18 protein-coding genes and 1 tRNA gene are annotated in these 18,938 nt (G+C 61.2%); 9 read left to right on the top strand and 10 right to left on the bottom strand.

Translation table 11 applies throughout. The features are described from left to right. Positions 1 to 17: 17 nt before the first annotated feature. The 7 genes from C5P05_RS11430 (at position 18) to C5P05_RS11400 (ending at position 7,087) form a co-directional block, all read left to right on the top strand. Complete coding sequence (locus tag C5P05_RS11430; protein ID WP_114969968.1) at positions 18 to 1,403, top strand: M16 family metallopeptidase; 1,386 nt, start codon at positions 18 to 20, stop codon at positions 1,401 to 1,403. A gap of 83 nt (positions 1,404 to 1,486) precedes the next feature. Continuing rightward, positions 1,487 to 1,681, top strand: a complete 195-nt coding sequence (locus C5P05_RS11425; RefSeq protein ID WP_114970184.1) for a DUF3330 domain-containing protein — start codon at positions 1,487 to 1,489, stop codon at positions 1,679 to 1,681. Positions 1,682 to 1,871: 190 nt separating this feature from the next. Beyond that, positions 1,872 to 2,498, top strand: coding sequence for a 16S rRNA (guanine(966)-N(2))-methyltransferase RsmD (gene rsmD, locus C5P05_RS11420; RefSeq protein ID WP_114969967.1), 627 nt, complete (start codon positions 1,872 to 1,874; stop codon positions 2,496 to 2,498). A gap of 90 nt (positions 2,499 to 2,588) precedes the next feature. Beyond that, on the top strand, positions 2,589 to 3,089 hold the full coding sequence (coaD, locus tag C5P05_RS11415; RefSeq protein WP_114969966.1) for a pantetheine-phosphate adenylyltransferase: 501 nt from the start codon (positions 2,589 to 2,591) through the stop codon (positions 3,087 to 3,089). 110 nt (positions 3,090 to 3,199) lie between these two features. After that, a complete protein-coding gene (locus C5P05_RS11410; RefSeq protein WP_114969965.1) occupies positions 3,200 to 3,685 on the top strand; it encodes a universal stress protein in 486 nt (161 codons plus the stop codon). A 26-nt stretch (positions 3,686 to 3,711) separates the two neighbouring features. After that, the gene (locus C5P05_RS11405; RefSeq protein WP_114970183.1) at positions 3,712 to 6,378 is read left to right on the top strand and encodes a cation-translocating P-type ATPase; all 2,667 of its coding nucleotides are present in this window, start codon (positions 3,712 to 3,714) and stop codon (positions 6,376 to 6,378) included. Between the two features lie 4 nt (positions 6,379 to 6,382). After that, a complete protein-coding gene (locus tag C5P05_RS11400) occupies positions 6,383 to 7,087 on the top strand; it encodes a histidine phosphatase family protein (RefSeq protein WP_114969964.1) in 705 nt (234 codons plus the stop codon). A 42-nt stretch (positions 7,088 to 7,129) separates the two neighbouring features. On the opposite strand, the gene C5P05_RS11395 is transcribed toward C5P05_RS11400, so the two are convergent. Further along, positions 7,130 to 8,545: an amidase gene (locus tag C5P05_RS11395; RefSeq protein WP_114969963.1), complete on the bottom strand. Its 1,416-nt coding sequence runs from the start codon at positions 8,543 to 8,545 to the stop codon at positions 7,130 to 7,132. A gap of 126 nt (positions 8,546 to 8,671) precedes the next feature. After that, positions 8,672 to 11,164, bottom strand: a complete 2,493-nt coding sequence (locus C5P05_RS11390; protein WP_114969962.1) for a DUF6600 domain-containing protein — start codon at positions 11,162 to 11,164, stop codon at positions 8,672 to 8,674. A gap of 287 nt (positions 11,165 to 11,451) precedes the next feature. Here C5P05_RS11390 and C5P05_RS11385 point away from each other — a divergent pair, with 287 nt between their 5' ends. Beyond that, entirely contained in the window at positions 11,452 to 11,712 is a 261-nt protein-coding gene (locus tag C5P05_RS11385) for a YfhL family 4Fe-4S dicluster ferredoxin (RefSeq protein WP_114969961.1), read from the top strand. 44 nt (positions 11,713 to 11,756) lie between these two features. Here the strand turns inward: C5P05_RS11385 and C5P05_RS33685 are convergent, their stop codons facing one another. The 8 genes from C5P05_RS33685 to C5P05_RS11345 all read right to left on the bottom strand — a co-directional run bounded on the left by C5P05_RS33685 (position 11,757) and on the right by C5P05_RS11345 (position 18,075). Continuing rightward, complete coding sequence (locus C5P05_RS33685) at positions 11,757 to 12,200, bottom strand: hypothetical protein (RefSeq protein ID WP_157979304.1); 444 nt, start codon at positions 12,198 to 12,200, stop codon at positions 11,757 to 11,759. 38 nt (positions 12,201 to 12,238) lie between these two features. Next, entirely contained in the window at positions 12,239 to 12,853 is a 615-nt protein-coding gene (gene pth, locus C5P05_RS11375; RefSeq protein WP_114969959.1) for an aminoacyl-tRNA hydrolase, read from the bottom strand. 117 nt (positions 12,854 to 12,970) lie between these two features. Further along, positions 12,971 to 13,663, bottom strand: coding sequence for a 50S ribosomal protein L25/general stress protein Ctc (locus C5P05_RS11370; protein WP_114969958.1), 693 nt, complete (start codon positions 13,661 to 13,663; stop codon positions 12,971 to 12,973). A gap of 97 nt (positions 13,664 to 13,760) precedes the next feature. Next, positions 13,761 to 14,738, bottom strand: a complete 978-nt coding sequence (locus C5P05_RS11365; RefSeq protein WP_114969957.1) for a ribose-phosphate pyrophosphokinase — start codon at positions 14,736 to 14,738, stop codon at positions 13,761 to 13,763. A 68-nt stretch (positions 14,739 to 14,806) separates the two neighbouring features. Beyond that, a tRNA-Gln gene (locus C5P05_RS11360) sits at positions 14,807 to 14,883 on the bottom strand. A gap of 14 nt (positions 14,884 to 14,897) precedes the next feature. Beyond that, on the bottom strand, positions 14,898 to 15,761 hold the full coding sequence (ispE, locus tag C5P05_RS11355) for a 4-(cytidine 5'-diphospho)-2-C-methyl-D-erythritol kinase (protein WP_114969956.1): 864 nt from the start codon (positions 15,759 to 15,761) through the stop codon (positions 14,898 to 14,900). A gap of 56 nt (positions 15,762 to 15,817) precedes the next feature. Next, positions 15,818 to 16,306 (bottom strand): lipoprotein insertase outer membrane protein LolB, encoded by a 489-nt coding sequence (locus tag C5P05_RS11350; protein WP_232834462.1) that lies wholly within the window; start codon positions 16,304 to 16,306, stop codon positions 15,818 to 15,820. Positions 16,307 to 16,314: 8 nt separating this feature from the next. Next, entirely contained in the window at positions 16,315 to 18,075 is a 1,761-nt protein-coding gene (locus tag C5P05_RS11345) for a tetratricopeptide repeat protein (RefSeq protein ID WP_114969954.1), read from the bottom strand. Between the two features lie 20 nt (positions 18,076 to 18,095). Here C5P05_RS11345 and mutM point away from each other — a divergent pair, with 20 nt between their 5' ends. Continuing rightward, positions 18,096 to 18,911: a bifunctional DNA-formamidopyrimidine glycosylase/DNA-(apurinic or apyrimidinic site) lyase gene (gene mutM, locus C5P05_RS11340; protein ID WP_114969953.1), complete on the top strand. Its 816-nt coding sequence runs from the start codon at positions 18,096 to 18,098 to the stop codon at positions 18,909 to 18,911. The last annotated feature ends 27 nt before the right edge of the window (positions 18,912 to 18,938 follow it).

Genomic DNA, 18,938 nt, shown 5'->3' with positions numbered 1-18,938 from the left:
GCTTCCTGTTTTAATTTATGAATACTATTAAAAATATAGCTATCTGCGCAATATTGACGGGGGCTACAAACCTTTTTTCTATAAATACGGCATGGGCGGCCATTCCCATCGAGCACTGGACGCAGGCCTCGGGTGTGCAGGTCTACCTGGTGCCCAGCCAAGCCATCCCGATGCTGGACGTGCAGATTGACTTTGACGCCGGCAGCCGCCGCGATCCGCCCGACAAGGCCGGCTTGGCCAGCGTCACGGCCAGCATGACGGGCAAAGGCGTGTTGGCCGGCAAGGCGCGAGGCGCCGGGGCACCGGCCGCTGAGCCCGCGCTGGATGAAAACGCCTTGAGTGAAGCCTGGGCCGATCTGGGCGCCTCGTTTGGCGCCGGAGCCAGCAGCGACCGCATGAGTTTTTCACTGCGCTCGCTGACCTACCCGGATCTTTTGTCCAAAGCCGCGCAACTCGCCGCCCGGCAACTGGGCGAGCCGGCCTTCCCTGAAACGATCTGGCAGCGCGAGCGCCAGACCCTAAGCGCCGCCATCAAGGAGGCCAACACCCGCCCGGCCACCTTGGCGGCGCGCGCCTTCAACACGGCGGTGTACGGCCAGCACCCCTATGGTTTCGAGATGACGCAAGAGACCTTGGACCGTATCAGCGTGGCCGACATGAAGACGGTTTACGCCACGCTGATCCAGCCGTGCCGGGCCAAGGTGACGATCGTGGGTGCCGTGAACCGGGCGCAGGCCGATGGGCTGGTGACGCAGTTGTTTTCGCGCCTGCCGGCCACGACGCCCGCCGCCTGCCCGGCCCTGCCTGCCGTGCCCGAGGTGGCACCGCTGGACAAGGCCAGTGAGCAACACATCGCGTTCGACTCGGCGCAAGCCCATGTGCTGATCGGGCAACCCGGCTATAGGCGCGACGACCCGGATTACTTTGCCCTCACGGTGGGGAACTACATCCTGGGCGGTGGCGGCTTTGTGTCGCGCCTGACGACGCAAGTGCGCGAAAAGCGCGGCTTGACCTACAGCATCTACAGCTACTTCGCGCCCGCCCTGCATGCCGGCGCCTTCACCCTGGGCCTGCAAACCCGGCCCGACCAGGCCACGCAGGCGGTGCAGGTGTCGCGCGACGTGGTCGCCGACTTCGTGGCCAAGGGCCCGACTGAAGCAGAGCTCAAAGCCGCCAAGGACAACCTGATTGGCGGCTTTGCCCTGCGTATTGACAGCAACCGCAAACTGCTAGACAACGTCGCCAACATCGCCTGGAACAAGCTGGCGCTGGACTATCTGGACACCTGGACGAAGCAGGTGGAGAAGGTGACCGCGGCCGACATCAAGGCGGCGTTTGCGCGCAAGCTGCAGCCGCAAAAAATGGTGACGGTGGTGCTGGGCGGGGCCGCGCCTGCCAACTAGGGTTGGCAATAGATCTACTCCCGCAACGAATCCAGTGGCCGGGTGACGTGAGAAGCGGTATGCTGGTTTTTTTGGAGGAAACCATGACTGCCACTGATAAACCGGTCGAGACCGAGCGCGTTGTCTGCGCGGTATGTCTGAAGGAAGTGCCTCTGTCCGAAGCCAAAGTTCGTGAAGCGACGGACTACTTTGTGCATTTTTGCGGCGTGGAGTGCTATGAAAAGTGGAAGAATCAGGGCGGAAAACCCGATGACCAAGTCGCCAAGCCGCGAACCTGAGGCGTTCCTCCAGGGGCCACGCGGCAGGTCCGTCTGGAACTCGACCTTGGCATGCCACGATCCACTCAGCGCGGCATCGACCTTTATACGGATTACCCGGCATTGAACGTGAGTCATCCGACGTCGTGACGATGGACTGAGGCCTGAAAGGTGGCTGACTTGCCCCTGTCGCTTGCGTTAAGCTTTACCAATGAAGCAAAAAAATTCCAAAGCCATCAACCCATCCGAACGCCCGCCCCGTCCCGTGCGCCTCTCCACCCCACTGACCCATGAGGTCCGCATCATCGGTGGCCTGTGGAAGCGCACCAAGCTGGCGGTGGCTGACAAGCCCGGTCTGCGCCCCACACCCGACCGTGTGCGCGAGACCCTGTTCAACTGGCTGGGCCAGGACCTGACCGGCTGGCGTTGCATCGATGCGTTTGCCGGCACCGGTGCACTCGGTTTTGAAGCCGCGTCCCGTGGCGCCAAAGAAGTCACGCTGGTCGAGCAGGACACGGCCCTGGTGGCGCAACTCAAGCGTGTCCAGACGCAGCTGCAGGCCAGCGCCACACAAGTGGTGCGCGGCGACGGTGTGGCCGCGCTCAAGCACCTGGATGCGGCCAGCATGGATGTCGTGTTTATCGACCCACCTTTTGACTCTGTGCTGTTTGAAGCGGCGCTGATCGCCGCTGGTCGTGCCGTGGCGGTGGACGGCTTTGTTTATCTGGAGGCCCCCATCCTGTGGACCGACGCGCAGCTGGAGAGCGCCGGACTGACCGTACACCGGCATTTGAAGGCCGGTGCGGTGCACGCCCATTTGCTCAAGCGCATGGGCTAGCCAGCCAGGCCGCGCTGCATAATGCGGCGTAAGAGAGCCCGCGATAAAGAAGCCGCCGAGCTTTGCCCCCAACTGACCCAAAGGCGAAAAATGGCCCATGACGTGATTGCTGTTTATCCCGGCACTTTTGACCCGATGACCCTTGGCCATGAAGATGTGGTGCGACGGGCGACGCAGTTGTTTGACCGCGTCATCGTGGCGGTCGCGGCAGGGCACCATAAGAAAGCCATGTTTTCACTGGAAGAGCGCATGGACATGGCGCGCGAGGCGATCCAGGCTTATCCGCAGGTGCAGGTGGAAAGCTTCTCCGGTCTGTTACGTGACTTTGTCGTGGCGCGGGGCGCCAAGGCCATGGTGCGCGGCTTGCGCGCCGTGACGGACTTTGACTACGAGTTTCAACTTGCCGGCATGAACCGTAGCCTGATGCCCAATGTGGAAACTGTTTTTCTCACGCCCAGCGACAAGTACCAGTTCATATCGAGTACCTTTGTGCGCGAAATCGCCACACTCGGGGGCGAGGTGGAAAAGTTTGTGTCGCCGGCAGTGAATCAGCGATTGATAGAAAAAGTGCAGGGTCTCGCGCGCGCTTAAGCCTCGGCGGGGCCGCCTGCATGCGGCGTATATATGACCCATATCAAGACGCAATCCGGGTGGGGATTTACGCTTGAACTATTCGTTTCCACATACAAATCGGAGAAAAAATGAAAATACTATTGCCCGTGGATGGTTCTGCTGTCGCGATGGAGGCGGTGCGCTTTGCCATCCGCATGGCGCAGGCCGGTCTGGAGACCAGCGTGGTGCTGGCGAATGTGCAGGAGGCCGCGACTTTGTATGAGTTGGTGGTGGCCCATGATCCGCAAGTGATTGAGCAGGTCAGTGCGGCCGCTGGCGCCCACACCTTGTTGCCGGCCGAGGCGTTGCTGAAGGAAGCCAATATTTCCTATGAGTGCGAAGTGGCCTCGGGTGACCCGGCGCACACCCTCATCGACATCCTGGAGCGCTATGGCTGCGATCTCGTGGTCATGGGGGCCAGCGGCACGAGTACCTTGCGCCGTGCATTGCTGGGCTCGGTGTCAAATGAAGTGCTGCATGCGGCGGGTGTGCCGGTGATGATTGTCAAGTTGAATGAAGAGCCAGAGCCAGAGCCAGAACTGGATGCAGTTGATACGCCTGATGTCTCTGAATAAAGGGCGTCGTCGACATTGACATGGACATGGCGGAGAAGTCACCCCCGGTTGCCGCCGACCATTGGCACTTGCACGATGCCCATGAATTGGCACGTCGACACGGGGTAGACCCGGGGCATGGCCTGCATGAGGACGAGGCCAGCCGCCGTGCCCAGGCGCACGGTCCGAATGAAATCCAGGGCCGGCCGGGCCGCAGTCTGTGGGGCCAGTTCCTTGACCAGTTCAAGGACTTCATGGTGCTGGTGCTGATCGGCGCCGCCGTGATCTCGGGCGTCATCGGCGATCTGATTGACACGCTGGCGATTCTGGTGATCGTGCTGCTCAATGCCGCCATCGGATTTGTGCAGGCCTGGCGGGCTGACAGGGCCATGGCGGCGCTCCAGCAGCTGGCCGCGACCCAGGCCACCGTCTTGCGCGGTGGGCAGGCCCAAGTGATCCCCGCCAGTGAATTGGTGCCCGGTGATATTGTGTTGCTGGAGGCGGGCAACCAGATTCCCGCCGACCTGCGGCTGATCGAAATAGCCCAACTCAAGGTCGATGAATCGGCCCTGACCGGCGAGTCGGTCACGGTGGCCAAACACACAGCGACATTGAATGGCGTCGCCCATTCCCTGGGCGACCGCCTCAACATGGCCTTCAAGGGCACCACGGCCACCCACGGGCGCGGACGCGGTCTGGTGGTGGCCACTGGCATGGCGACCGAGCTGGGCAAAGTGGCCGGTCTGCTGGATCGCGATACCGACCGCAGCACACCGCTGCAGCTGCGCCTGGCGGCGTTTGGCAAGCGACTGGCACTGGCGGTCATCGCCATCTGCGTGGTTATTTTTCTGGTCGGGGTGATGCGCGGTGAGGCGCCGGTGCTGATGATCCTGACTGCCGTGAGCCTGGCCGTGGCGGCCATTCCAGAAGCCTTGCCTGCCGTAGTGACGGTGTTGCTGGCACTGGGCGCGCGCCGCATGGTGGCGCTCAATGCCCTGATCCGCCGTTTGCCGTCGGTCGAGACACTGGGTTCGGTCACCTTCATTTGTTCCGACAAAACCGGCACCCTGACGCAGAATCGTATGCACGCCGAACTGCTGCTGGCCGACGGGCAGGAGTGGGTACCGGCAATCGACGCGTCGGGCAGCGCGCTTGCCGGACCGCTTCATCTGGAACTGTTGCGTGCGGCAGCCTTGTGCAACGACGCCAGTCGCAACCGCGAAGGGCTGTGGCAAGGCGACCCGACCGAAACCGCGCTCACGCAAGTGGCGCTGGAGGCCGGGCTCGACAAGGCCGAACTGGATCGCCAGTTTGAACGGGTGCAGGAGCTGCCGTTCGACTCGGAACGCAAGCGCATGAGCACCGTGCACCGATTGGAGCAGGGCTTTTTAGCCTACACCAAGGGCGCGCCCGAATCGGTGATTCCCTTGTGCGGCGAGCAATGGCGCGCCGACGGCACCGTGCCGCTGCAGCAGGCGGACGTGCTGGCGGCGGCCGAGGCCATGGCAGCCCGGGGTTTGCGGGTGCTGGCGCTGGCCTGTCGCACCCATGCGGCGCTGCCGGTGCCCGGTGAAATCGAACCGGTCGAGTCCGGCCTAAGCCTGATCGGCCTGATTGGCTTGATCGATCCACCCCGTCCGGAGGCGGCGCTCGCCGTGCGCGATTGCCAAACAGCCGGCATCACGCCGGTGATGATCACCGGCGACCACCCGGCCACGGCGCTGGCCATTGCGCGGCGTCTGGGCATCGTCGTGGATGGTTACGCCGAGGTGCTGAACGGGCTTGAGTTGGCTTCCATGGATGACGCCGCTTTGCGTGAGCGCGTGGCTTCAGTGCGGGTCTACGCGCGCGTCGATCCGGCGCAGAAGATTCGCATTGTCGAGGCCCTGCAGGCGCGCGGTGAGTTTGTCGCCATGACGGGCGACGGTGTGAACGACGCACCCGCCCTCAAACGGGCCGATATCGGCGTGGCCATGGGCCGGGGCGGCACCGATGTGGCGCGCGAGGCGGCTAGCCTGGTCCTGCTGGACGACAACTTTGCGACCATCGTCGCCGCCGTGCGCGAAGGCCGGCGCATTTACGACAACATTCGAAAGTTTGTCCGCTATGCGATGACCGGCAATTCGGGCGAGATCTGGACCATCTTCCTGGCCCCGATGCTGGGTTTGCCTATCCCGTTGCTGCCCATCCATATTTTGTGGGTTAACCTGGTGACGGACGGCTTGCCGGGTCTGGCGCTGGCGGCCGAGCCGGCTGAGCGCGGCATCATGCAGCGGCCGCCACGCGCGCCGCAAGAAAGTCTTTTTGCCCACGGCCTGTGGCAGCACATCTTGTGGGTTGGTTTGCTGATTGGCGGGCTATGCCTGCTGGTGCAGGCCTGGGCCACGTCCACCGGCCATGCGCACTGGCAAACCATGGTGTTCACCGTGCTCACCCTGTCGCAGATGGCGCATGTGCTGGCGATCCGCTCGGAGACCGAGTCCCTGTGGCGCCTTGGCCTAGGTTCGAACCGGCCGCTGCTGGGCGCCGTGCTACTGACCTTTGTGCTGCAGCTGGCGACGATTTATGTGCCGGTGCTGAACCCGATTTTCAAGACCGAACCCTTGAGTCTGCCGGAGCTTTTGCTCTGCCTCGGGGCCTCTGGGGTGGTGTTTGTCGCGGTCGAGATCGAGAAAGTCTGGCTGCGCCGGCGGCGGCAGCTGCGCACGCTTTGATGTCATGACCGAACTCATTCTTATCCGCCATGGTGAAACCGACTGGAACCGCGAGCTGCGCTTTCAGGGGCATGTCGATGTGCCGCTTAATACGGTGGGACAGGAACAGGCGCGGCGCCTCGGGATTCGTCTGGCCGGCGAGGCGGCCCATTTGCTGGTGTCGAGTGACCTGATCCGGACCCAGCAGACAGCCCTGCCCATCAGCCAGCAAAGTTTGCATCCGTGTGTGCGCGATCTCGTGCTGGATGTGACCTTGCGCGAGCAGAACTTCGGCGTGGTGGACGGCATGCGGGTTGAGGATATCAAGGTCCAGCATCCCGATGCCTGGACGCAGTGGACGCGGTTCCAGGCTGACTACGCATTTACCGGGGGCGAGAGCACGCGGCAGTTTCATGCCCGCGTATTGGCGGCCGTGCGTGGTTTGGCACAGGCCCACATGGGGCAGACCTTGGTGGTGGTAACGCACGGCGGCGTGCTGGACATGATTTACCGCACGGCGCTGGCCCTGCCGCTGTCCGGGCCGCGCCAGAGCGTCATTCCCAATGCGGGCCTGAACCGGGTGCGCATCGAGGGTGAGGCCATAAGCATCCTGGATTGGGCCGACACCCAGCATCTGGCCGACATGCCGCCCCAGCCGACCTACGACCAGAGCCGGCTGGTGCCGCCTGGGTCGCTTGCCGGTGTGCTCCCCGGTGTCCCCAGCGCGTGAGCCAGCCCGGGATAAATCAGTTTCGGTAAGTCAAGTCCGGGATCAGGCGCCCGGTGGTTGTGGCCACGGTTGCTGCGGATCGCGGAGCAGCTCAAAGGCACGCGCGACCTGCAACACGCCCAGATCATCAAAGCGTTGACCGGCAATCTGCAAGCCAATCGGCAAACCGCTGCGCGTATAGCCGCAATTGATCGAGGCGGCCGGCTGCTCGGACATGTTGTAGGGCACGGTGAAGCCGATGTGCTCCAACGGGCGCAGCGGATCATTGGTGGGCGACGGCAGTTCGGCCGCAAAGGCCGGCATGGGCGACGTGGGCGAGATGACGTAGTCAAAAGGCTGGCAGGCGCGCGCAGTAGCGACACGCGTGGCGTGAAACTGGCTGAAGGCGGCAAACGTTTGCGGCCCGGTCATGCCTGCTGCACTGTCGGCCCACTGCTGGATGTAAGGCAGTACCTTGGCTTTTTTGGCCGCTGACAGGGCCGACAAATCCATGTGCGAACGCATGCGCCAGGCGTGGTCCATGCCATCGAGCATGGCGGGTGTCATGAAGGCGGGCATGGGCTCAACGATGGCGCCTGCGCGTTCGAATAGGTGCGCCGCACGGTCGATAGCTGCGCGGACCTCGGGTTCGACCGCCAGACCGCAGCCGGCCTCCATCAGCAGGCCGATTTTGCGCCCGCGCAGAACCTCCACACCCCGGTCAAACTGGTCCCATTCGAGCGCCTGATAGGGCAGGCTCATGCTGTCTCGGGCATCCGGTAGCGACAAGACCTGCATCATCAGCGCGGCGTCCGCCACGGTGCGCGTCATCGGGCCGGCCGCACGACCGGTGTAGGGCGGATCAATCGGGATACGGCCCAAGCTGGGCTTGAGGCTGAAAATGCCACACCAGCCTGCCGGCAGACGCAGTGAGCCGCCAATGTCGGTGCCGATATGCAGGGGGCCGTAACCCGCGGCAGCGGCGGCGGCGGCGCCGGCGCTGGAGCCGCCAGGTGTTTTGCTCACGTCCCAGGGGTTGCGCGACAGGGGGTGAAAGCTGGACAAGCCGCTTGAGAGCATGCCGTAGTCGGGCATGGTGGTCTTGCAGAGCAGCACGGCACCCGCCTCCAGCAGACGGGCGGCGGGCGGCGCGTGAGCGCTGGCGGGCGTCAGCTTGGTGGCCAGCGTGCCGAGTGGCATGGGGTCGCCACGGGTGGCTATGTTTTCCTTGATCGTGACCGGCACACCGTCCAACGGGCCGCAAGGATCGCCCCGCAGCCAGCGGGCCTCGGAAGCGCGCGCCTGCGCCATGGCGACGTCTGGACGCAACAGGTAGGTGGCACGGATGTGGGGCTCCCACCGGTCCATGTGCGCCAGCACCGATTGCGTGACCTCCACCGGTGAGAGCTCGTGTCGGCGATACGCCGTGGTCAGCGCATGTGCGCCGAGGTCATGCAGGGCAGGGCTGGGTGTGGTCATGTTTCTGATGTTTCCAAACTGGGTGACACGCCATCGTAGCCTTATGCCCTGCACCCTTGGCCAGAAGTCTGGAAATTCAAGACACGGTGAAAAACGACAGGACGCGGCAGGTGTCACGCAGTCAATTCAGGGCGGGGGCTGTCCTTTGTGTTTGCGCTTTTCTTCCTCGCTGTCATTTCTAAGGTCAATAGGCCTGTTGGCCGCAGGCCTATGGTTTTGAGCTTGTTGTGGCTGCGCCGTGGGCACCGGGTGAGTCTGCGGCGGTGGTGGTGGCGGAGGTCTGGGCGCAGCAACCGGCGCACGCACTTCGGCTTGCCTTGGGGTAGCGGCGGGCTCTGGTTTCGGGGCGGCTGGCGCTGGCGGAGGTCTGTGCACGGCGACAGGTGGTACTGGTTCGGCGTGTCGAGGCGCCGGGATGAATTCGGGTCTGGCCGTTGGCGGCGCGACCGGAGCAGGGCGGGCGACGGGCGCTGGTGGTGTCACCCTGGGCGGCGCTGACGGTCGCGGCGCTTCTTGCGTAACCGGTGCCACTTGCGGCGCAAGGGGTTTGGGCTCAGCCGCGCGCTGCGGTGGTGGTCTGGACACGGCGGCAGGCGGACCGGTTTCGGCTTGACGTGGCGCCGGGACGAATTCGGGTTTTGCCGCTGGCGGCGCGACCGGGGCAGGTCGAGCAACGGGCGCTGGTGGTGCCGCCTTGAGCGGTGCTAACTGTCGCGACCCTTCTTGCGTCGCCGGTGCCACTTGTGGCGCCAGGGGTTTGGGTTCAGCCATGCGTTGCGGCGGTGGTCTGGGCACGGCAACAGGTCGACCTGTTTCGGTTTGGCGTGGTTCAGCGACGGATTCGAGTTTTTCCCTTGGCGGCGTGGCCGGGTTTGGTCGGGAAACGGGCGGTGGTGGTGTCACCTTGGGCGGCGCCGACTGTCGATGCGCTCCTTGCGTTGCCGGTGTCGGTGGTGCCACTTGCGGCGGGATGACCTTGGGCTCGGCCGCCCCTTGTGCTGCAGACTCTTTTTTCGAGTCGGGTGTAGCGCGTGCGGCACCCGGCTTGTCGCGTGGCGCCACGGGTGGGGGCCGCGTGGTCGGCACGCCCAAGTGCGCCCGGTCAAGCACTTTGACGCTGGGCGCCGGCGCTGCTGGTTTGTTTTCCTTGCGGTCGGCTTCTTCTATCGGTTTGCCGGGCTTTGCGCGTGGTTGCGCTTGCTGGGCTGCGAACCCGACGGGTGCCGCAGGTGCGCTGCGGGCGACGACCGATCGCTCAAACACGCGTGCCGGTGGCTTGCCGCCCGGGCCGGTGCTCTCGCGCACGCGTCTCTCGGCAGGCGCCGTGGGCGCGATTACTGCGACTGGCGCGCGGGCCAGCACTTCGCGGGGCACGCGAACCGCCGCCCTGGCAACCGGCTGCGACTGCACGAAGGCGGCGCGCGGCACGGCGATGACGGCGCCGGGTATGCGCCGGTTGGCGTAGATGAGGTTTGTTACGTTGGTGGTGTTGTAGGTGTTATGAATGACAGTGTTGTTGATCACCGTATTACTGCGGTTGACCCGCTCGAAATAGCCACGGCTCGCCGCATAGGCCGGTCGATAGACCTCGCGCGGCGCCAGCGGGAACCATGCGACACCACCGACATTGCCGCTGGAGACCGTCAACTGGAAGTTATTGCCGCCCACGAAGGCCACCAGTGCCGGGGCATAGTAGGCCCGCGTGCGTGTGGGGCCTGGCACCCAGCACCAGGTTCCCCCCAGATGGGCCCAACGGCCGTAATGGGACACGGCGAAGCCCCAGGGCGCGTCGTCCACCCACGTCCAGCCCCAGGGGTTGACCCAGGCCCAATGGCCGTCCCGGTAGGGTGCCCAGCCGGGCGCCACGCGCCTGGGAATCCAGACCCGGCCGTAGGTCGGGTTTTCACGCCAGCTGCCGTTGTCATCCAGGTCCTGGTAGCCCACCACGTCGGGTGATACATAGCGCGCCGAGGGCGAGTTGTCGTGGCGGCGGTCGCGGTCAAGCGCCCAGCGATCGAATTCGTCGAGTGGCGGCAGGTCGAGATACTCGTACTCGCGTAAACCGGTTCCCTTGAAGCGATACGGCTGCCGCGAATCGACCACGTATGCGGCGCCTTCCCCGTACACCTCGCCCTGGCCTTTGCGCACGATGATGTCCGTCGCGTTGCCATCGGGATCCACCGTGATCCGGTATTCGCCAGGCTGGCGCAGGGTAAAGGCGAGATTGGGCGTGTCGACCTCGAACACCTGGCCGGGCTCAAGGCGACGCACGCGAACATTCAACGTGCCCTGGGTCAATTGCAGTTGGGCGATCCGGTCGTCGAGATTGAGAACGGAGACGCTGGTCCCGGCGTTCATGCGAATCATGGCGCCACCCAGCTGGATTTCCGCCCGTGCGTTTGCGTCCGTCCAGAGGCGGTCACCGTTGGTCAGTGGGCGATTGAGGGTGGCCCGGTCCCAGTCGGTGTCGCCAGCGGGTAAAAGACTGACCGCACCGCTGGCGTAGCCCAGGCGTGCGACGCGCGCCGGCGGGTCCGCGTTGGCCCAGCCGCTGAAGAACAATAGTGCGGCACCGGCGACGAATGTAAGCGCCCGAAGGCGCAGAGTTTGCATTTGCATGACGATTCCTTCCAAAAAATGGCAAGGTGCGGTTGTCAGAAAGTCGGGTCGTCCCGCCATTGAAGCCGGCACCAGCACGCTGGACACAACAACCCCTGTGCTGAGCGTCCTTGTCTATCCATAACGCGGCCCATGCGGGTTTCGACAGCACGCTTTACGTCCTGTTTCAAAGTTGATGAGCGGCATGACGACGACAGGGTGATTGGCCCGGCATGTGCCGAAACGCCGATAATTCATCCCATGATGTTCAGTCTGACAATTTTTGACAATCCGGCGGATGACAAGCCATGGCTTTGATCATCACCGACGAGTGCATCAACTGCGATGTGTGCGAGCCTGAGTGCCCGAACGAGGCCATTTTTTTGGGCCCGGAAATCTACGAAATCGATCCCCATAAATGCACCGAATGCGTCGGCCATTTTGACGAACCCCAATGCGTCCAGGTGTGTCCGGTGGCGTGTATTCCCATCAATCCGAGTTTTGTGGAAGACAGGGAAACACTGTGGCAAAAATACCGGCGATTACAGCTGGAAGTGAAGCGGCTTTAACCAATGAACAAACTTCATTGAACCAGCCTGTAATGGTTACCTGATCAGGTTTTGCTGGCGCTCTTTGCTTTTGTGCTCTTGTTGGGCACTTTTTTTGTCGCTTTTTCGCCCGGAACCTGTGCGGCGAAGTACTCGGGTTCTTTCTTTTTTTGTTTTTGCCTGGCCTTCGTCTGTGTCGCGCTGCTGCGCTTGACTGCCGCCGTATGCGCTTTCGGTGGCGGCGCTGTGTTGGCAGCGATATCCATTTCTTCCTGCCTCAGCCGTGCCTTCTCCATGGCGGCGGCGGTTTGGGCGTTCCGATCTGTCGCCAAGTCGGCCTGTGTCTTTTGCGCAGGGGTTCGCTGGTCTGAAGTATCAATGACGACACCTCCAGTGCAGGGCAACTGGCTGTAGGTATTCCCACATTTATAGGTATTCTGGGCTCCAGCCCCCGTCGATAAAGCGCAAGATGCTACTAAAAATATAGCATTAACGGTGCGGTTATGCATGGTTCGCTTTCTGTTCAATGGATCGGATGAGCCGGGATTTACTGCGGTGGAGTGTCGGGTCGGGGCGGTTTGGGTCGGGGCGGCTTGCTGGTGTGCACCAGCATGGTGGCTTTGTCCATATCGCCCGCCAGGAAGTGCGGCAGCGCCTTGAGCGCGCGGTCAATGCTCTGGTCTATAGCGATCCGGTGGTCCAGAGACGGTTTTTTCAGCACCCAGTGGATGACCTCGGACTTGACGCCCGGGTGGCCAACACCCAGGCGCAGTCGCCAGTAGTCGTCGGTGCCGAGTTGGGCGTGAATGTCACGCAAGCCGTTGTGCCCGGCGTGGCTGCCGCCGAGCTTGAGCTTGGCTTCGCCGGGAACGATATCCAGCTCGTCGTGTGCCACCAGTATTTCCTGGGGTTGAATCTTGTAGAAACGGGCCAGGGCCGCAACCGACTTGCCGCACAGGTTCATGAAGGTCTGGGGTTTCAGCAGCCACACGGTTTGCCCGTTCACGGCCGTTCGCCCAACCAGACCGTAGTAGTTTTTATCCATCAGCAGCGGCGTTTTGAGCTCGCGCGCGACTTCATCCAGCCACCAGAAACCCGCGTTGTGGCGGGTCGATTCGTACTCGGGACCGGGATTACCAAGACCAACAAACAGTTTGATCATGCGCAAATTATCAGGGTAAGGGCGGAAAACAAAATGGCCCACCGAAGTGGGCCATGATGGTGCAACTGGCAGGACAGACGCCAGACCGCGAAGCGGGCCAGTTCTGTCCCCCAAAGATTACTTCTTCTTGGCTGCAGGTGCTTTTGCGGCGGCAGGTGCTTTTGCGGCGGCAGGTGCGGCCTTGCCGCCCTTGCCGGCGGCTGCAGGTGCAGCTGCTGCGCCTGCTTCTGGTGCGGCCACTTCGGCGCCGGCAACGGCCACCACGGACACCAGCACCGGGTTCTTGTTGCCGCCGTGTGGCACGGCTGTCACACCCTTGGGCAGGGTGATGTCGGCCAAATGCAGCGAGCTGCCTTTTTTCAGGCCGCTCAAGTCCACCGCGATGAACTCAGGCAGATCTGCAGGCAGACACAGCACTTCAATTTCCGTGATCACGTGATTGGCAATGCAGCCTTCTGACTTGATCGCGGGCGAATTTTCGTCGCCGCTGTAGTGCAATGGCACCTTCATGTGCAGTTTGGTTGTGGCATCGACACGTTGGAAGTCAATGTGCAGGATGAGCTGCTTGAAGGGGTGCATTTGCACGTCGCGCAACAAAACCTTGTTGTCTTTTCCATCCAGTTCCATGTCCAGAACGGTGGCGTGGAACGCTTCCTTCTTCAAGGCGTGCCACAGGGCATTGTGATCAATTTCGATCTGCAGCGGCGCAACTGCACCACCGTAGACGATGCCGGGCGTGCGACCGGTGATGCGGAGACGGCGGCTCGCACCCGTGCCCAGCTTGGCGCGCTCAAAAGCGACGAATTTCATAGTATCAACTCCTGGAGGAGTCCACCGCGACCAGTGTGACTCCGATTTTAAAAAGGATCAACGCACGTGTTTGCGCGTGATCCCACTTTTGCCCGAATCAGAAAAGATTTTCTTGATCCGAGAACAAACTCATGACGGACTCGCCTTTGGCAATGCGCTGGATCGTCTCGGCGATCAACGGTGCCACGGTCAGTTGCCGAATTTTCTGGCAAGCTGATGCCGCCTGGCTCAAGGGGATGGTATTCGTGACCACCACTTCGTCGAGTGCGCCACCATTGGTGATGCGCTCAATCGCCGGACCCGAGAAAATGGGGTGTGTGCAATACGCGTAAACCTTTTTCGCGCCGCGTTCTTTCAAGACTTCCGCGGCTTTGACCAAGGTGCCGGCGGTGTCGATCATGTCGTCCATGATGACGCAGTTGCGTCCTTCGATTTCACCGATGACGTGCATGACTTCGCTGACGTTGGCCCGGGGACGACGCTTATCGATGATGGCGAGATCACAATTGAGTTGCTTGGCCAGGGCGCGAGCGCGCACCACGCCACCCACGTCGGGAGACACGACGATCAGGTCTTCGTAGTTCTTCTGGCGCAGATCACCCAGCAAGACGGGAGACGCATAAATATTGTCGACGGGAATGTCAAAAAATCCCTGAATCTGGTCGGCATGCAAATCCATGGTTAATACGCGAGCCACACCAACGGCCTGCAACATATTGGCCACAACCTTGGCGGTAATCGGCACCCGGCTGGAGCGCGGACGACGGTCTTGCCGCGCATAGCCAAAATACGGAATCACGGCACTGATGCGCTCTGCGGACGCACGTTTGAGTGCATCCACCATGATGAGCAATTCCATCAGGTTTTCGTTGGTCGGCGCGCAAGTGGACTGAACCACAAAGACATCCCTGGCCCGCACGTTTTGATTGATTTCGACGGTGACTTCACCATCGGAGAAGCGACCAACCGTCGCGGCGCCCAGTCCGATACCCAAGTGGCTGGCGATTTCCTCCGCCATGCCAGGATTGGCATTGCCGGTAAAAACCATGAAATCGGGGGGTTGAGGAGACTGCATGAGTATTCCAGCAATTGAGTGATGTTTACGCCTGTACGTCCAGCGTTCGAAACGTACGGCTAAATATTTGGCAGGGGAAGAAGGATTCGAACCTTCGCATGCTGGAATCAAAATCCAGTGCCTTAACCAACTTGGCGACTCCCCTACACGGGTCGGCAGCTAAAAGCTGTCAACCGATAATCTCTCGCTGGATGCCCAACCCAACAGGGGATGAGTATCCAAACTGTTGCACAACCTGATCTGAAAAGCGCTTGGTGCGCCGTGCAAATCAATATGCCGCAACATTTGTGCAAACACTGCGCTTCCAGAGCCTGTCATCCGGCCATTGAGTCCGTGTAATTCAAGCCATTTTAGAGCTTGGGTTACACCGGGGCAAAGCCTTTGGGCAACACCCTGCAAGTCGTTACGGCCAAAGCCGAATGTGTCTGCAGCGAAGCCTGCAATTATAGCAGTTTCGCTATCCCTTTTTAGACCCGGATCTGAAAAAATCAAACTTGTGTCCAACCCGTCATTGGGTTTGACCACCAAGAAACGACTTTGTGGCAGGATCACGGGTGTCATTTTGTCACCAATTCCCTCGACCCATGCGTTGCGTCCACCCAGGAAAAACGGCACGTCCGCTCCCAACTGAAGCCCGATGTGGGTCAGTTTTTCCAACGAATAGTCAAGTTTCCACAGGCGGTTCAGCGCCAGCAGGGTCGATGCCGCGTCGGATGAGCCACCGCCCATGCCCGCCTGTGCGGGGATGCGTTTTTCAATTCCGATGTGAGCGCCGAGCGGGCTGTTGCTGGCCGTCTTCAGGGCGCGTGCTGCGCGGACGATGAGGTCATCAACCGGCAAAGGTGTGCACAGGTCTTCGCGGCTAATTTGTCCATCAACGCGCAGGTCGAAATGCAGTGTGTCACACCAGTCAATCAGCATGAACACGGATTGCAGCAAGTGATAACCATCGCTTCTCCGGCCCGTGATGTGCAGAAATAGGTTGAGTTTGGCTGGGGCGGAAATGTCGTAGAGCGACTTCATGGATTGGAAATATAGGGGGACAGGTCTTGGGCGCTGTCCCTGACGGATTCAGTACGCTACTTTTCAAGCACCAGTCGCAACTCTGCAAGGGGGACGGGCTGCGCGCGTCGCGCCGTGATCTTGCCATTGGCATGTTGCGACAGGTCGGCGTTCCAGCCCGCCGCAATCATATTGTCGCCCTTCAGCCAGGCGAAGAGAGCCGCGACGGGTATCTCGGTGCCAACGGCCTGCTTGATCAAAGCGTCCAGCGATTCGAAAGAATGAACTTCACCCTGGGTGCGCATCACCGCTGTCTGGTCGGACCAGGAGAGGGCGGCGGCTGTGCTGCCCATCGGGGTGTACAGCGTCAATGCGCCGACCTGCGCGTTCCCGGTTAGCTCAAATTCAGCCGCAAAGGATTGCGGCTGGTCAGATTCAACCCTGACTGCGAGGCGCCCGTGCCAGAGCGGTGTTTCAGACTGTTTTGAGACGCTAGCTCTTATCGGAGCTGCGCAGCCAGCTATAAAAATAGTAGCAAAAAGAAGCGCCGCGCAAATAGCTCTCACGCCTTGTTTCACAGCTTCACACGCAGGCGTTTGAGTATTTCCAGCAAAGTTTCGTTCGCCCCATCGATCTGCGCACCTTCTTTCCAGATGCTTACCGCCTGCTCACGCTGCCCCATGGTCCACAACACCTCACCCAGATGGGCTGCAATTTCCGCATCGGGTTTGGCTTTGAACGCCCCCTGAAGAATGCGCGCGGCCTCTGTTAAATTGCCGCTACGAAATTCAACCCAGCCCAGGCTATCCGTTATGAAGGGATCCCCCGGCGCATATTCCAGAGCCTTCAGAATCAGTTGTTTGGCCTCCGGCAAACGCATATTGCGTTCTGCCAGCGAGTAACCCAGTGCGTTGTAGGCATGCAGATAGTCGGGCTTCTTCTCGATCACGCTACGCAGTAGTCGTTCCATTTCCTCCAGATTGCCCAGTTTTTCGGTCACCATGGCCATGTCGTAAACCAGATCCAGATCTTCAGGATAGTGCGACACCGCCTGTGCCAACAGGTCATACGCGGCCTTGTGTTGCTTGCTGTTGCGAAGCAGCTGGACTTCGGCGGCTACTTTCAGGCGGGCGTCGGCCGGTGACTTTTCGGGCTGCTTGCGGATGAGTTGTTGTGCTTCTTCGAGTTTGCCCTGGCGTCCAAGAATGGCGGCCCGACGCAGCTGGGCGTTGAGCAAGGCGTCTGCGCTGTCAATGCGCTTCAGCCACGCGTCAGCGTCAGAAAAGTCCTTCCTTTGTTCGGCAATGTCGGCCAGTGAGAGGTAAGCCTGCACCAGTCCACGGCTTGCTTCCCCTTGGGGCGTGCCATCGCGCTTGCCTTGCGCCAATGCCAATGCCACATATCGTTTGAGGGAGCGCTCGGCTACAGTTGGTTTGCCGTCCTGCAATTCAAGTGCCCCCCGAATCAGCCAGGCATCGACAAAGTCGGGTTTCTCAGACGTAATGATCTGCAGTTGGGTCGTCGCTTCCGCGTAACGTTGCGCATCCAGTAAGGCGCGGGTGTATTCCATGCGCACTTCGGGTTGTGAATGGCGCGCAAGATAATTCTTCACAATGGCCTCGGCTTGTGGCGCCTTGGGGCCCATCATGGATAGGGCCAGCAGGGCAGGGCCATCAGATTTGGTATCTAAAGCCTGCGCCTTATCGATTGCCTCCATGGCACCGGCGACATCCCCCGCGTCAAAACGCATGCGACCGATGACGAGCCACGCAGAAATACCAACTCCTGGCTCCGTCAGGTAGCCCGTCAGCGCCTGCTCCACCGTGGTGGCTGCCAGCGCTTTGTCGGTGGCGCGAGCAAAGTAACGCGGAATGGTGCTTACGGTGGCGGGCCGGTCTTTCAAATCCGTGGTCGCTATCTCGCTGATGAGCGGTTCCACGGTTTCGCCGATACGGTTCAGGCCAATCAATATCTGCAAGAGGTATCGATTGGCTTCTTTTGAGTTGGGTAGAGCCAGTTTCCAAGCCCGGGCCGCTAGCAGCGCAGATTCGCCAGAGCGCGCTTGTATCGCAATATCGACGGCACGTTTGAACAGTCTGGTGTCATTCGTTTTGCGCGCCGCATCGAGAATCAGCGAATAACCCGCACCCGCTTCCCCTTCCCGCACGCCGAGTTCCCCCAGCAAAAGCTGATAAAAGAGCTCACCGTCCATTGAGGAACTAACAGGCTCGGCTGGTTGGCTGTCGGGCACTTGCGCATTCGCGGCCAGCGCGCCAACGAGCAAGACGATGAATGGAAAACGGTTGAAACGCAACATCAGACCATAATAATCCATGTCCGCTGAATTTTTTTGCCATGCCTGAATTACCCGAAGTTGAAGTCACGCGATTGAGTTTTGTCGGAGAAATAACGGGTGCGAAAGTGGTTTCCGTGTGCATGGGCAAGGCCTTGCGATGGCCTTTGGGCTGTTCTGTGGTCCAACTGGCAGGGCGAACGGTGCGGGCCGTGCGCAGACGCGGTAAATATTTGCTGATTGACCTTGATCAGGGCTTGCTGCTAGTTCATTTGGGCATGTCGGGCAGTTTGAGTTTTGCGCGGCACTTGCCACCTGTCGGCGTCCATGACCATTTTGAGATGGCGACCAGTCGCGGCACGCTCAGGCTCAATGACCCACGCCGATTCGGGGCGGTGGTCTACGCCGAGAGTGAGGATGCTCCCGAGGCGCGCAAATTGTTGGCGAAACTCGGCATGGAGCCCTTGTCGGATAGTTTCGATGTCAAGCATTTTCATACTGAGTTAAAGCGACGCAAGACCGCGATCAAGCAGGTGCTGCTTGCAGGTGACATTGTGGTGGGCGTGGGCAATATCTACGCCTCGGAGGCGCTGTTCATGGCGGGTATCAGACCAACGCTGAGTGCCGCCAAGTTGAGTCGGCCGCGCGCCGCCCAACTTCACGCCGCCATCCGGGATGTGCTGGCGCGTGCCGTGGCCAAGGGTGGCAGCACCTTGCGGGATTTCTCCAGCACCAATGGTGAGCGTGGCTATTTTCAGCTTGAAGCCATGGTTTACGGACGGGAAGGGCAGGCTTGCCGGGTGTGTGGGACACCCATCAGGGCCATCCGGCAAGGTCAGCGTTCGACGTTTTACTGTCCCAATTGCCAGAAGACCTGACTTGGCCTTGCGCGGTGCTATATTGAA

The sequence above is a fragment of the Rhodoferax ferrireducens genome, from assembly GCF_003347515.1.
Lineage (GTDB): Bacteria > Pseudomonadota > Gammaproteobacteria > Burkholderiales > Burkholderiaceae_C > Rhodoferax.
Note: the sequence above shows the minus strand (reverse complement) of the source record. Positions and strands in the feature narration are given on the sequence as shown.